The organism is Breznakibacter xylanolyticus, assembly GCF_003254275.1.
GTDB lineage: Bacteria > Bacteroidota > Bacteroidia > Bacteroidales > Marinilabiliaceae > Breznakibacter > Breznakibacter xylanolyticus.
Genome location: NZ_QKZK01000007.1, coordinates 114578 through 128206, shown reverse-complemented (window position 1 = coordinate 128206; position 13629 = coordinate 114578). Strand labels below are relative to the sequence as shown.

Annotated in this window: 12 protein-coding genes and 2 tRNA genes; 12 read left to right on the top strand and 2 right to left on the bottom strand. The window is 45.5% G+C overall.

Features of this window, described 5'->3' with window-relative positions; genetic code table 11:
• Positions 1-72: 72 nt before the first annotated feature.
• From ubiE to LX69_RS05860, 3 genes are all read left to right on the top strand, one after another.
• Positions 73-801: a bifunctional demethylmenaquinone methyltransferase/2-methoxy-6-polyprenyl-1,4-benzoquinol methylase UbiE gene (ubiE, locus tag LX69_RS05870; RefSeq protein WP_111444893.1), complete on the top strand. Its 729-nt coding sequence runs from the start codon at positions 73-75 to the stop codon at positions 799-801.
• 41 nt (positions 802-842) lie between these two features.
• On the top strand, positions 843-1559 hold the full coding sequence (porT, locus tag LX69_RS05865) for a type IX secretion/gliding motility protein PorT/SprT (RefSeq protein WP_245934949.1): 717 nt from the start codon (positions 843-845) through the stop codon (positions 1557-1559).
• 147 nt (positions 1560-1706) lie between these two features.
• Entirely contained in the window at positions 1707-3287 is a 1581-nt protein-coding gene (locus tag LX69_RS05860; protein ID WP_111444891.1) for an NAD(P)/FAD-dependent oxidoreductase, read from the top strand.
• Here LX69_RS05860 and LX69_RS05855 read toward each other — a convergent pair.
• Complete coding sequence (locus LX69_RS05855) at positions 3284-4048, bottom strand: TrmH family RNA methyltransferase (protein WP_111444890.1); 765 nt, start codon at positions 4046-4048, stop codon at positions 3284-3286. The two genes, LX69_RS05860 and LX69_RS05855, sit on opposite strands and share 4 nt — an antisense overlap.
• Positions 4049-4143: 95 nt before the next feature.
• On the opposite strand from LX69_RS05855, the gene tamL reads away from it, so the two are divergent.
• Positions 4144-6456, top strand: a complete 2313-nt coding sequence (gene tamL, locus LX69_RS05850; protein ID WP_245934948.1) for a translocation and assembly module lipoprotein TamL — start codon at positions 4144-4146, stop codon at positions 6454-6456.
• 84 nt (positions 6457-6540) lie between these two features.
• Here tamL and LX69_RS05845 read toward each other — a convergent pair whose 3' ends face one another.
• Positions 6541-7536: a class II fructose-bisphosphate aldolase gene (locus LX69_RS05845; RefSeq protein WP_111444889.1), complete on the bottom strand. Its 996-nt coding sequence runs from the start codon at positions 7534-7536 to the stop codon at positions 6541-6543.
• Positions 7537-7790: 254 nt separating this feature from the next.
• Here LX69_RS05845 and LX69_RS05840 point away from each other — a divergent pair, with 254 nt between their 5' ends.
• From LX69_RS05840 to tuf, 8 genes are all read left to right on the top strand, one after another.
• Positions 7791-9119: a sodium-dependent transporter gene (locus LX69_RS05840; RefSeq protein WP_111444888.1), complete on the top strand. Its 1329-nt coding sequence runs from the start codon at positions 7791-7793 to the stop codon at positions 9117-9119.
• Positions 9120-9181: 62 nt separating this feature from the next.
• Complete coding sequence (locus LX69_RS05835) at positions 9182-10240, top strand: ComEA family DNA-binding protein (protein WP_170124255.1); 1059 nt, start codon at positions 9182-9184, stop codon at positions 10238-10240.
• A 164-nt stretch (positions 10241-10404) separates the two neighbouring features.
• Positions 10405-10596 carry a 30S ribosomal protein S21 gene (rpsU, locus tag LX69_RS05830; protein ID WP_111444886.1) on the top strand — a complete coding sequence of 64 codons (192 nt, stop codon included), beginning with the start codon at positions 10405-10407 and terminating at the stop codon, positions 10594-10596.
• 81 nt (positions 10597-10677) lie between these two features.
• On the top strand, positions 10678-11562 hold the full coding sequence (locus tag LX69_RS05825) for a tyrosine-type recombinase/integrase (protein WP_111444885.1): 885 nt from the start codon (positions 10678-10680) through the stop codon (positions 11560-11562).
• Positions 11563-11565: 3 nt separating this feature from the next.
• On the top strand, positions 11566-11880 hold the full coding sequence (hpf, locus tag LX69_RS05820; protein WP_245934947.1) for a ribosome hibernation-promoting factor, HPF/YfiA family: 315 nt from the start codon (positions 11566-11568) through the stop codon (positions 11878-11880).
• A 185-nt stretch (positions 11881-12065) separates the two neighbouring features.
• Positions 12066-12148, top strand: a tRNA-Tyr gene (locus tag LX69_RS05815).
• 127 nt (positions 12149-12275) lie between these two features.
• A tRNA-Gly gene (locus LX69_RS05810) sits at positions 12276-12348 on the top strand.
• A gap of 90 nt (positions 12349-12438) precedes the next feature.
• On the top strand, positions 12439-13626 hold the full coding sequence (gene tuf / locus LX69_RS05805) for an elongation factor Tu (RefSeq protein WP_111444883.1): 1188 nt from the start codon (positions 12439-12441) through the stop codon (positions 13624-13626).
• The last annotated feature ends 3 nt before the right edge of the window (positions 13627-13629 follow it).

Here is a 13629-nt window from a genome sequence, read left to right as displayed (position 1 = left end):
TCGGGAAGTAGGTTTTTGCCGTTTCGCAATCTTTTCCCACTTTTGGGGCTCAAACCCCTTTTGCATATCCCCATGACGGTGATTCCATATAAACATGCTACTGACGGGAAAAAGAGTCAGGTTGCCCGAATGTTCAATAACATTGCGCCTCGTTACGATTTGTTGAATCATCTGTTGTCGATGGGCATCGATAAGATTTGGCGTCGCAAAGTCATTCAAATTCTTCGGCAGTCACCTTGCCCGCGTGTGCTGGATGTGGCCACCGGAACCGGCGATATGGCCATTGCCATTCATCGTCGTTTGAAGGTGAGTGTGACCGGCCTCGATTTATCGGAGCAGATGCTCAACGTGGCTCGCCAAAAGGTCGCTCGGCGTCAATTGACCGACGTGACTCTGGTGCAGGGGGATTCGGAGGGGTTGCCTTTCGATTCGTCCTCGTTCGATGCGGTGACCGTGGCATTTGGGGTGCGCAACTTCGAGAACCTTGAGCAGGGGCTTCGGGAGATGAAACGGGTTTTGGTGCCCGGGGGGCGCATGTTGGTGCTCGAATTTTCAAAGCCTTCGGTGTTTCCGGTTAAACAGTTGTTTCGTTTTTATTCATCCACCATTTTGCCATTCTTGGGCGGGTTGATTTCAAAGGATCGTGCGGCTTATGATTATTTACCCCAGTCGGTTGAGCAGTTTCCCGAAGGAGAGGACTTTATGGCGGTTTTAAGCGTTGTGGGGATGGAACAGATTCGCCAGTATCGGCTTTCGTTTGGCATTGCCACCATCTATTTTTCGGTCAATCCGGTGCAATAAAACCGTGTAAGGGCTGTTTATTACCTGTAAATCGGTTTGGTGTGAAGAAAATCCTGTTGATAATATGTTTGGGGTGTTGGGGCATGTGTATGTTCTCTCAAAATGTCCCCCGAAAACGAAATGTGCCCAACTTGCCCGGTTTCGACGCACGGCAATTGCACTTTGGCTTTTTATTGGGGCTCAATACCATGGATTTTCAGGTCTTCAATAACGGAGTGGCCACTGATTTGAACAAGCAGACGCCTTTGTATGCTGATATCATTCATCTGCAACCGGGCATTAATATTGGCATTGTCTCCGATTTGCGGCTGCACAAATATTTTAATCTTCGCTTTTTGCCCGGCATCTCTTTTGGTCAGCGCGATTTATATTTCATTTATGAGGATGGCAAGCGGGTCGAAAATCCCATCGAATTGAAATCGACTTTCCTGGAATTTCCCTTGTTGTTGAAGTACAGTGCGGTTCGTGATCAAAATTTCAAACCTTATTTGATCGGCGGGGTCAACATGCGGGTCGACTTGGCTCGGAGTAAACAGGAAAAAATGGTGCTCAAACCCTTCGATGTTTGCCTTGAGGTGGGTGCCGGTATCGATTTCTATCTGAATTATTTTCGTCTCTCTACCGAACTCAAGGCATCGTTTGGCATGCTCAATGTCAAAGGCTATAAGGCTACCGAAGACCCTGCTGACATGGTTTTCGGTCAAGCCATCGACAAGTTGACGTCGAATATTTTTCATTTCACATTTTATTTTGAGTAGTTGCTGAATTTCCATTGTGAGCTTGCACGAAGGCCTGTGAATGGCGTCTGTGGTGGCTGTTTGATGGTTTCGTCAAAATGCACTTTCTTTGCACCGTTTCCCTCGCCGACATTGGATGATGGAGTTTTGATTTGATTTTTCGTTGTCATGAATAAAGAGATTGCATTGCGCTTAACGCCGCAGGAAGCTTCCTCCGAAGTGTTTTATCGGCCTCTTGTGGCCAAACAGTTGGGGGTTCGTCCCGATGAAATTACCGGTCTTCGGGTGGTTCGTCGTTCTATCGATGCCCGTCAGAAACAGGTGTTTGTACAGTTGCATGTGCAGGCGTGGGTCAACGAAGCGGTCCCTGTTGCCGAGACATTCACTTTGGGGTATAGTAACGTTTCGACTGCACCGCGGGTTATTGTGGTGGGTGCCGGCCCCGGCGGCCTTTTTGCCGCATTGAGGCTCATCGAACTGGGGCTTTGTCCGGTGGTGATTGAACGGGGCAAGGAGGTGAGCGAGCGTAAGAAGGATGTGGCTTTGCTCAATCGCAATCAGGGCTTGAATCCCGAATCGAATTATGCCTTTGGCGAAGGTGGGGCAGGGACTTTTTCCGATGGCAAACTCTATACCCGGAGTCATAAGCGGGGCGATATTCATAAGTTTTTGCAGGTGCTTTGTTTTCATGGTGCCGATGGCGACATCCTTGTGGACACCCATCCTCACGTGGGAACGGATAAATTACCTGCCGTGATTAAAAACATCCGGCAAACCATTCTTGATGCCGGAGGACAGGTTTTGTTCAACACCCGGATGGATGATTTACTCATCGATGACAATACCGTGCAAGGGGTGGTAACCGCAACCGGCGACCGCATCGAGGCACAGGCCGTTATCCTGGCTACCGGTCATTCGGCTCGCGATGTGTACCATCTGCTTCACCGCAAAGGGGTGGCTCTGGAGGCTAAAACGTGGGCCATGGGCGTGAGGGTGGAGCATCCGCAGGAATTGATCGACAATATTCAATATCATACCAATCAGGGGCGTGGCTCTTATTTGCCGGCTGCCAGCTACAGTTTTACCACTCAGGTGCAGGAGCGCGGGGTTTATTCGTTTTGCATGTGCCCGGGCGGTTTCATCGTGCCGGCCATGACCGGTCCCGACGAAATGGTGGTCAATGGTATGTCGGCTTCGCGTCGTAATTCGCCTTTTGCCAATTCGGGCATGGTGGTCGAAATTCGTCCCGAGGATATTGGTGAGTTCCAAAATCATGGGGTTATGGGCGGATTGATGTTTCAGCAACACGTTGAGCGGTTGTGCTATATCAATGGTGGAAACGGGGTCATTGCGCCGGCTCAACGTCTGGGTGATTTTGTAAAAGGGCGTCTCTCGTTCGATTTGCCCGATTGCTCATACGTGCCCGGGTTGGTTGCATCGCCCTTGCACTTCATTTTGCCCGATAACATGGCGCTCCGCCTGCGCGACGGGTTCAAGCAATTTGGCAAGTGGGCCGATGGTTTTTTGACCAACGATGCCCTTGTGGTGGGTACCGAAAGCCGCACTTCTGCTCCGGTACGCATTCCCCGCAATGCCGATACATTGCAGCACATCCATGTCAACGGTCTGTTTCCTTGTGGTGAAGGTGCCGGTTATGCGGGGGGCATAGCATCGAGTGCCATCGATGGTGAAAAGTGTGCCGAACGTTTGGCGGCCATCATCTTTCATAAAGAGATCTCCGAAGCTTAGCCAAGTGTTCTGCGCCGAAATTCGGCACACACGATGGCTGCTGCCACCGAAACATTGAGGGATTCCGGTTTTTGGCCTTCTCCGGAAAAGTCGGGGATGAGGATTTTTTTGTTGATTTCTTTGGCGACTTCATCGCTGATGCCTTGTCCTTCGTTGCCCAGCACAATCATGCCACTGGCTGAGAGCGACTCTTGAAACAGATTTCTCCCTTCTAAAAAAGTACCATACACGGGCCATTGTTCCGATTGATGTGTGGCAATAAACGCGTTGAGTGCCGTGTAGTGGATGTTGACATGTGCGATGGCACCCATGGTGGCCTGCACCACTTTGGGGTTGTAGCAGTCCACAGTTCCTTTGTTGCATATAATGGCATCGATGCCAAACCATTGTGCCAAACGGATGATGGTGCCCATATTGCCCGGGTCGCGAATGTTGTCGAGCCCCAGCCATAGTTGTCCTTCGGGCGTGTTGGGCGTGGACTGGTTGGTTGGGATTCGAGCCAGTGCCATCACCGGGGAGGGGGTGCTCAGTTGGGTGATTTTTTTCATTTCACTCTCATCTGCTTCCACTATTTCGATGGAAGGGGGGAGTGTGTGTGCTGACAACCATTGTGGTGTCGCAATAATGGTGGCAATGGGGCGTTGCGCATCCAGCAACGTCTCGGTCAGTTTAGTGCCTTCGGCAATGTAAAGCCCTTCCTGTTGTCGATATTTCGAGTGGGTGAGTGAGTTGATGAGTTTAATCTTGTTCTTGCTTAGCATCCCAAATTCATTTGGGTGCAAAAATAATTTATTAAATGGATTTCAATATCTTTACACGCTTTCCGTTTGAAGGGTAACAAGTAGAGTTCTTCGTTGTGCGATATCGTTTTTTCTGTTTTTCCAACGGCTTTTGGTTAGTACTGATTGTGGTAGGGGTCTCTCTTTTGTCAGGATGCCGTACCACTCGTTATGTGCCCGATGGTGAGCAGATGCTGGCACGCACAATGATTCATTCTCCCATTCGTGATATCTCCATGCTGGAGATGAAAAGTTATCTGCGTCAGCGTGAAAATGTGAAAATATTGGGTTTTTGGAAGGCTCATCTGGGCATTTATAACCTTTCGGGTGCCGATACATCCAAATGGGTCAATAAGGTGTTGCGCCGCATTGGTGAGGAGCCGGTGTTATATGACGAAGTCCTGACCCGAATGTCGCGCGACCAGTTACAACGCCTGATGCACTCCAAGGGCTTTTTCACCGCATTGGTGACCGATACCGTTATCCCAACCGGAAAGAAAAAGGTGAAGGTGGTGTATACCATTCACCCCTCCCGGCGTTATCGCATCGACCAAATGGGCTACCGCGTGGATGACGATTCGATGCGTGCCTATGTGTTGGCCGATACTTCCCGTTCGTTGTTAAGGCGCGGCCGACCGTTTGATGCCGCGTTGCACGATGAAGAACGCGATCGCATTACCTCGCGGTTGCGAAACCAGGGCTATTACGCGTTTAATAAAGATTACATCTCGTTCTCTGTCGATAGTGCACTGGGAAGGTATGCTGTCGTCGATTCCCTCATTCTTTCTTGTCCATTGCCCGATGGTGCATCCAATCCTAATGGGACGCATCGTCGCTATTATTACCGCAATGTGTATTACATCATTAGTGAAACCCCTCAGCGGGCTTTGCTTGAAGGTGGCTTTCAGGGATTTGATACGTTGTCCTATGAGGGGAATGTGTTTCTGTTTGAAAAAAATATTGAGGTTCATCCTACGGTATTGATTAGCTCCAGCTATTTGTCTCCGGGGGAGCGGTTTAATGCCTTTTATGCCGATCGAACGCAGATGTTGCTCTCGGGATTGGCTTATTTCCGATATGTCGACATTCGATATAAGGATGTAACGACTCCGGATGACGAAAATGGGTGGCTCGATTGTTACATTCAAATGGTGCCTGCGCGTAAACAAGTATTCTCGGTGGAGGTTGAAGGGACTAATTCTTCGGGTAACTTGGGGGCTGGAGGTAACTTGCGATATCAGCATCGCAATTTGTGGCGGGGTGCCGAAGTGCTGGATGTCGGTTTTCGAATGTCGCAGGAGCGTCAATTTGTGCGCAATACCACCGATGTGTTCAATACTTCTGAATATGGTGTGGAAGTTGGACTGGAAGTGCCCAAGTTTTGGTTGCCTTTTGAGTTTGAGGGATTTCGTAAACGGTTTACACCTAAAACCAATATTCAGGCTGTATATAGTTATCAGCATCGTCCTGATTATACCCGTACCATTGCGAATTTGAGATATGGCTATAATTGGCGTTCATCGCGCTATGTGACCCATACCTTTAATCCTGCTGAGTTTAACTTGGTGTGGTTGCCTTATGTCAACGATGATTTTTGGAAATATATCAGTGGCACTTTTTTGAGGTATAGCTACGAAGATCACTTTATCCTCAATTCATCCTATGCTTTTCAGTTCAATAATCAGTCCCGAACTCGTCAAACCGAATATTGGTTTGCTCGCATTAATATGGAAGGTGCCGGCAATTTCCTTCGCTCGTTGGTTTCGCTATGGGAAAAACCTGATGAAAATGGTCATTACCGGGTGATGGATATTCAGTTCTCGCAGTATGTCAAGGGTGATGTGGACGTGCGTTATCATCATGCCATCAACCGGGCCAATACTTTTGCTTATCGCCTGTTTGCAGGGGTCGGATACCCTTATGGTAACACCAAAGTGCTCCCTTTTGAAAAAAGGTATTTCTCAGGTGGAGCCAACAGCCTTCGGGCTTGGCCGGTGCGTGGGGTGGGGCCGGGAACTTTTGTCGATACTGTTTCTGCTTTTTATAATCAAACGGCCGATATCAAATTAGAACTGAATGCCGAATATCGTTTTAAAATGTTTTGGGTGCTCGAAGGTGCTTTGTTTGCCGACGCCGGTAATATTTGGGGAATTCGTTCGGATGCCAGTTTGCCGGGGGGGCTGTTTGAATTTGATGAGTTTTATAAAGAGATTGCAATTGGTGTTGGAGCCGGCATTCGGTTGGATTTTAATTATTTTCTTTTTCGGATGGATGCCGGAGTTAAGGCTCGGGATCCCATACAGCCTGTTGGGAAACGCTGGGTGCTGGCCAATCAGCCGTTTGGTTGGAACGATTTGACCTTTAACTTTGCCATTGGTTATCCGTTTTGATGAACGAATTATCCATCCCTTGGGGGATGAAAAAAGGCTGCCGGATAGGGCAGCCTTTTTTATAGTGGTAAAATCGTGATTCGATTATGCTTTTCCTGCAGAACCCAATACGTTTTCGTTCTTGTGCATGTAAAGTGCTTTCAACACGTCACGTGCAGGACCCAAATATTTGCGAGGGTCAAATTCGCCTGGGTTTTCAGCCAATACTTTGCGGATGGCAGCAGTCATGGCCAAACGTCCGTCTGAGTCGATGTTGATTTTGCATACAGCCGATTTCGCTGCACGACGCAGTTGCTCTTCTGGAATACCTACTGCTTCTTTCATCGCACCACCGAATTTGTTGATGGTTGCAACATGCTCTTGAGGAACTGAAGAAGCTCCGTGAAGAACGATGGGGAATCCGGGAATTCGTTTTTCAATTTCATCCAGGATTTCGAATTTCAGCGGGGGAGGAACCAACACGCCTTCAGCGTTACGAGTACATTGTGCTGGCGTAAATTTGTGCGCTCCGTGTGATGTGCCGATTGAAATAGCCAGTGAATCCACGCCGGTGCGTTTCACAAAGTCTTCTACTTCTTCGGGACGTGTGTAGGTTGAGTGCTCTGCAACCACGTCGTCTTCTACTCCTGCCAATACACCCAATTCACCTTCTACGGTTACACCGTGTGCGTGTGCGTACTCAACTACTTTTTTGGTAAGGGCAATGTTTTCTTCGTATGAGTGGTGTGAACCATCAATCATCACCGATGAAAAACCATTGTCGATACATTCTTTACAAATTTCAAAGCTGTCGCCATGATCTAAGTGTAATACAACCGGAATATCATAACCCAATTCTTTCACATATTCGGTAGCACCTTTAGCCATGTTGCGCAAAAGGGTTGCGTTGGCATATTTGCGGGCACCCGAAGAGACCTGGAGGATAACGGGCGATTTGGTTGCAACGCATGCTTGCAAAATTGCCTGAAGCTGCTCCAGGTTATTGAAGTTGTAAGCCGGGATGGCATAGCCACCGGCAATTGCTTTGGCAAACAGTTCTTTCGTGTTTACCAGGCCCAATTCTTTGTAATTAACAGCCATTTGTTTAATTGTTTATGTTTGTGTAATTCAATTGCATTGACTTCTCATTCGGGAAATCCGCCCCAAAAATAATGATTGCAAAGAACTTTTACAATTTTTACTATAATTCAAAAGGTAAATTGCCTTTTTGTAAGGATCATTTAACTTTGCGTAGGAATTTTTCAGATTGAGGTGCATGTGTGTTGGGGGGAGATGATTACTCTCATGCATTAAACCATTCTACATTCATTTCTGTTCATTGCAAAACACTCTATATGCAAAAAAAATCTTCGGGTCTCGAGAGAGAAAGTTTTTCAAGCCGCTTTGGCGTGATTGCCGCAGCGGCCGGTTCGGCTGTCGGGTTAGGGAATATTTGGCGATTTCCTTACTTGCTGGGCGAGAATGGCGGGGCTGCTTTTTTGTTACTTTATTTATTCATCGCTCTTCTTATTGGCATTCCTATTATGATGTCCGAAATGTTGATTGGACGTTTGTCGCGTAAAAATGTCATCGGAGCCTTTCATTTTCTTACGCCCGGACGTCCTTGGTTCCTTGTTGGGGTGATGGGCGTGGGAGCTGCTTTTGTGATTATGGCTTTTTACAGTGTGGTGGGTGCTTGGACCATCGAATATTTTTACGCCTCGATGACCCGTTCCCTCGAAGGGCTTTCGGTCGAGCAGTTAAACGATTATTACCTTCATTTCACGACCGATTTTTATCGTCCCGTCCTATGGACGCTTTTATTTATGGCTTTAAATGTCATTATTGTGATGGGAGGCGTTAAAGGGGGAATTGAAAAATATTCTAAGTTTTTGATGCCCCTTTTGTTTGTGATTATTGTCTTTCTCATGTTTCGTTCTTTGTCTCTTGATGGGGCTTGGGCGGGTGTCGAATTTCTTTTTAAACCCGATTTCAGCAAAATGACGGCCAAAACCGTCATGGTAGCTTTGGGGCAGGTTTTTTTTAGTATGAGTATAGGAATGGGGGTGATGGCAACTTATGGCTCCTATATCAGTAAAAAAGAGCGTTTGGGAAATACAGCTATTTCCGTAACCTCGGTCGATACGTTGGTGGCTGTCCTTTCTAGCTTGGTTATCTTCCCTGCTGTATTTGCTTTTGGACTCAAGCCCGATGCAGGACCCGGATTGGTGTTTGTGACTTTACCCAACATTTTTGCAAAAATGGGCGGTGGTTTTTTGTTTGCCTCGCTATTTTTTCTGCTTCTGAGTATTGCTGCACTCACCTCAACATTTTCATTGCTCGAAGTCGTGGTTGCCTATTTTACTGAGGAGCTACAAATGAAACGGCGTGTGGCAACCCTTGTCGCTGCAGTGGTTATGACTGTCATGTCGGTTTTTTGTGTCAAATATGCGGCCTTTTTTTCGGTACTCGAGTTTCTCTCTTCTAATATTTTATTGCCAGTGGGAGGGATGTTTATCGTTTTGTTTGTGGTTTGGGTGCTTCAACGTCATGTGGTTAAGAATGAACTTGAAGCCGGGGGAAATACCATGAAGTTTTTTCCTGTTTTTTGGTGGTTAATCAAGTTTATTGCCCCGTTAGCCATTGCTTTGGTCTTTTTAAACGGGCTTGGGTGGTTGGGATAATTGTTTACTGATTGCGGGTTTGTATTCTTCTTTTTATATTGATGAACCAAACTTTATACCTTATGTGGAGAGATTTTTGGACGCTTTCCCGGTTGGAACAGCGTTGCTTTTTTATGGTTATTGTCATCCTGGTGATGGTCGTGCTCGTATTGCTCATGCCCAATCAGATGCGCTATCGCGAAACGGCAGCGCTTTTATTGTCATTATCCGATAGTACGTTGACGTCAACGTCTGAACAACCGAAGTCTCATGTTGGTGCTGTTTTGCAACGGTTTAATCCGAATACGGTTTCGATAAAACAATTAGAGGAGATGGGGCTGAGCCGAAATGCAATTCTTAATTGGAAGAAATACCTCGAAGCCGGGGGGTGCTTTCGTAATATCACTGATGTGAAGCGGCTTTACGGGATTGATACCATGTTTGTAGCTCGGCTGGCCGATTCAATGGTGTTTGACGTCATCCCTCGGAAGCCTTGGTTGCCTGTCGCTGTTGGCTATTCTAAAGGAAACGATTTTGAAATTGATCTGAACCGAGTGAATGCTGCGCGACTCAAGTCGCTTGGTATTGATGATGCAGTCGCTGATTCTGTTATGAAAATCCGCAATACACACTGGTTTAAGAAAACATATACCCTTGGAGAGTTGAAAAATATCGGTGTGTGCGTTAGCGATTTTTTTCACAACGCTCTAGCTCCTCGTCATGCCAGAACTTCCGAAACTAATTTTGTCGTTGAGGTTAATGCTGCTGATACATCCCAATTAACCCTTATCAAAGGGATTGGTCCTGTGCTTGCACGACGTATTGTGCAATTTCGACGTAAACTCGGTGGGTTTTATCATCTCGATCAATTGTTACAGGTTTATGGCATGCCTCCCACCGTTGTCGAGCTGGCCAAGCCATTCCTGAAAGTGGATAATTCACTGATCACTCCACTAAACATCAATCAAGCTTCCCTCAGACGCATGAAGGAGCACCCCTTGTTGGGGTATTACAGGGCGCAAGCCATTGTCGATTTACGACAAAAAAACGGGCCAATTCGTCATCTCGACGACGTCATGAGTCTAATGGTATTTGCCGATGTCGATGCTCAAATGTACAGTCATTACTTCTGCCTGCAGTAATGTGTTGGATGTGAAAAAAAATGTCGTAAAATTTGTGGTAGTCAAGAATCTTCCTTTTCTTTGCAACTGCAAAAATTGACGTGCAGAAGCAAATCATCTCTGTGTAACGTCTTGATTTTTGGATGATTGTTAATTATTAATTTTTCATATTAATCGAATCTGTTATGATCGTAGTACCTATCAAAGAAGGCGAAAACATTGAGCGTGCCTTGAAAAAATTTAAACGTAAATTTGAGAAAACCGGTGCCATGAAAGAATTGCGCCACCGTCAGGCTTTCACTAAACCATCTGTGGTTCGTCGTGAGCAAATTAAGAAAGCAATTTACATTGAGCAACTTCAGCGTGTAGAAGAATAAATTTCCTTGCAAATGGGAGCAATATCACTCTTTTTTTTGTATATTGTCATAACGGTTCATCCGATTAAAGCCCTTTTGTAAATGCAATTCATTCACTCATTTCTGAATTATATACAGTACGAAAAGCGAGGATCGCATCATACCGTTACGGCTTATGAGGGCGATTTAAAGCAATTCTATAATTTTTTAGAGTCCAATCAAATTTCTGATTGGTCTCGTGTTACCTTTAGGCACATCCGTCAGTGGATGATGAATCTATTAGATGCCGGGGTGACAGCAAGATCTGTGAACCGGAAAGTGGCTACTTTGAAGTCCTTTTTCCGGTTTTTGCTTCGTGAAGGGGTGCTCGAAACCAGCCCTACCGATAAAATTTCAGCTCCCAAAATTCCCAAAAGACTTCCTGTTTTCGTGAAGGAAAAGGAGATGGATCTCCTGCTCGATCACGTTGAATTTGGAAGTGACTATCCCGGTGTGCGCAACAAATTAATCATTGATTTGTTTTATCTGACAGGGATGCGTCTTTCTGAATTATCTTCGTTGACCATTCCCGATGTTGATCTTTCCGGTGGCGTCATTCGTGTAACAGGTAAGCGCAACAAACAACGGATTGTTCCGTTTACAGCTAGTATGAAAGCTTCCATCATAGATTATCTGTTGATAAGGAACAGTTCATTTGGTTCTTCAGTGGGGAAACATCTTTTTTTAACAGACAAAGGCGCTCCGGTATATAATAAGTTGATATACCGTGTTGTCACAGGACACCTTGCCTTGGTTACTACTTTGGCTAAACGTAGTCCTCATGTGTTGAGGCATACATTTGCAACCACGTTGCTGAATCACGGCGCCGATCTCAATGCAATTAAAGAATTGATGGGACATGCCAATTTGTCGGCAACAGAAATATATACACATAATACGTTTGAACAGCTTAACACTATTTATAAACAAGCTCATCCAAGAGCTTAAATTATGGAGGATTGTACTATGAACGTGACCATTCAATCTGTGCACTTTACAACTGCCGATCATTTAGAGTTGTTTGTGAATCAAAAAGTGAATAAACTCGAGCAGTATTTTGACGGCATTATGAACGCAGAGGTGATTCTACGACTTGATAAGTCGGATGATACTGAGAACAAAGTCGCCGAAATCAGCCTGAATATTCCAGGCGGTGATCTTTTTGCCAAGAAGCAATCGAAGTCGTTTGAAGAGTCAATTGATTTGGCTTGTGAGGCGCTGAGAAAACAACTCATTAAATGGAAAGAAAAAGTGCGTGCAGTTTAAGTGAAAAAAATGCAAGATTTTTTTGCTGGATTAAAAATTAAACATACATTTGCACACCGATTTCAGAATAGCATTTTGTTGTTTTGAAATTTGATTTAATAGGCTGATTTACTCAATGTGATCAGCCTATTAAATTGAATAAAAGGGAATGAACCATCTCTTTTTGTAGATGGTGCTGAAGTTTTGGGGAGATACCAGAGTGGCCAAATGGGACTGACTGTAACTCAGTTGTCTTACGACTTCGGAGGTTCGAATCCTCCTCTCCCCACAATTTTTATCTTTGCTTGCATAGATAAATATCGTAATCAAGGCATCTTTTTAAACTTTTTCAATCGATGTATTGTGAAATTGTTTATCTTTAGTGCCCTGATTTTTAATGTTTAAAAGCATCATAAGCGGGAGTAGCTCAGTTGATAGAGCATCAGCCTTCCAAGCTGAGGGTCGCGGGTTTGAGCCCCGTTTCCCGCTCATAGGGTAAACCTGGCTTGTTGGTAACAAGCATTTTTTTAAAAACGGAATTTATTCACATTTATATCTAATTGTCAAATAATTTGAGTTATGGCTAAAGAAACATTTAAAAGGGACAAGCCTCACGTGAATATTGGTACCATTGGTCACGTTGACCACGGTAAAACCACTCTTACTGCTGCTATCACAACAGTATTAGCGAAAAAAGGTTGGTCTGAAGTAAAATCTTTCGATTCTATCGACAACGCTCCTGAAGAGAAAGAACGCGGTATCACTATCAACACCTCTCACGTTGAGTACCAGACTGCTAACCGTCACTATGCTCACGTTGACTGTCCTGGTCACGCTGACTATGTGAAAAACATGGTTACCGGTGCTGCTCAGATGGACGGTGCAATTTTGGTTTGTGCTGCTACTGACGGTCCTATGCCACAAACACGTGAGCACATCCTTTTGGCTCGTCAGGTAAACGTTCCTCGTATCGTTGTGTTCATGAACAAAGTGGATATGGTGGACGATGCTGAACTTCTTGACTTGGTTGAAATGGAGCTTCGTGACCTTTTGAGTTTCTATAACTTCGATGGTGACAATTCTCCTGTTATCCGTGGTTCTGCTTTAGGTGCTTTGAATGGTGAAGCTGAGTGGGAAGAAAAAGTAGTTGAATTGATGGCTGCTGTGGATGAGTGGATTCCTCTCCCTCCCCGTGATACTGAAAAACCATTCTTGATGCCTGTTGAGGACGTGTTCTCAATCACTGGTCGTGGTACTGTGGCTACTGGTCGTATTGAAACTGGTATCATTCACACTGGCGATGAAATGCAGTTGATTGGTTTGGGTTCTGAAGGTAAGAAAACCGTATGTACCGGTGTTGAAATGTTCCGTAAGATTTTGGACGAAGGCCAAGCTGGTGACAACGTAGGTTTGTTGCTTCGTGGTATCGACAAAGCTGACGTAAAACGCGGTATGGTATTGTGTAAGTCTGGTTCTATCAAGCCTCACACTAAATTCAAAGCTGAAATTTATGTGTTGAAGAAAGAAGAAGGTGGTCGTCACACTCCTTTCCACAACAAATATCGTCCTCAGTTCTATTTGCGTACTTTGGATATCACCGGTGAAATTTCTTTGCCCGAAGGTACTGAAATGGTTATGCCTGGTGACAACGTGAGCATCACTGTAGAGTTGATCTACCCTGTTGCCTTGAACCAAGGTTTGCGTTTCGCGATTCGCGAAGGTGGCCGTACTGTAGGTGCTGGTCAGATTACTGAAATTATTGAATAAGTT

Coding starts and splice junctions, on each gene's coding strand:
- LX69_RS05825 (WP_111444885.1), top strand. CDS start 10,678: ATGCAATTCATTCACTCATTTCTGAATTATATACAGTACGAAAAGCGA.
- tuf (WP_111444883.1), top strand. CDS start 12,439: ATGGCTAAAGAAACATTTAAAAGGGACAAGCCTCACGTGAATATTGGT.
- hpf (WP_245934947.1), top strand. CDS start 11,566: ATGGAGGATTGTACTATGAACGTGACCATTCAATCTGTGCACTTTACA.
- LX69_RS05855 (WP_111444890.1), bottom strand. CDS start 4,048: ATGCTAAGCAAGAACAAGATTAAACTCATCAACTCACTCACCCACTCG.
- LX69_RS05840 (WP_111444888.1), top strand. CDS start 7,791: ATGCAAAAAAAATCTTCGGGTCTCGAGAGAGAAAGTTTTTCAAGCCGC.
- rpsU (WP_111444886.1), top strand. CDS start 10,405: ATGATCGTAGTACCTATCAAAGAAGGCGAAAACATTGAGCGTGCCTTG.
- LX69_RS05835 (WP_170124255.1), top strand. CDS start 9,182: ATGTGGAGAGATTTTTGGACGCTTTCCCGGTTGGAACAGCGTTGCTTT.
- LX69_RS05860 (WP_111444891.1), top strand. CDS start 1,707: ATGAATAAAGAGATTGCATTGCGCTTAACGCCGCAGGAAGCTTCCTCC.
- ubiE (WP_111444893.1), top strand. CDS start 73: ATGACGGTGATTCCATATAAACATGCTACTGACGGGAAAAAGAGTCAG.
- LX69_RS05845 (WP_111444889.1), bottom strand. CDS start 7,536: ATGGCTGTTAATTACAAAGAATTGGGCCTGGTAAACACGAAAGAACTG.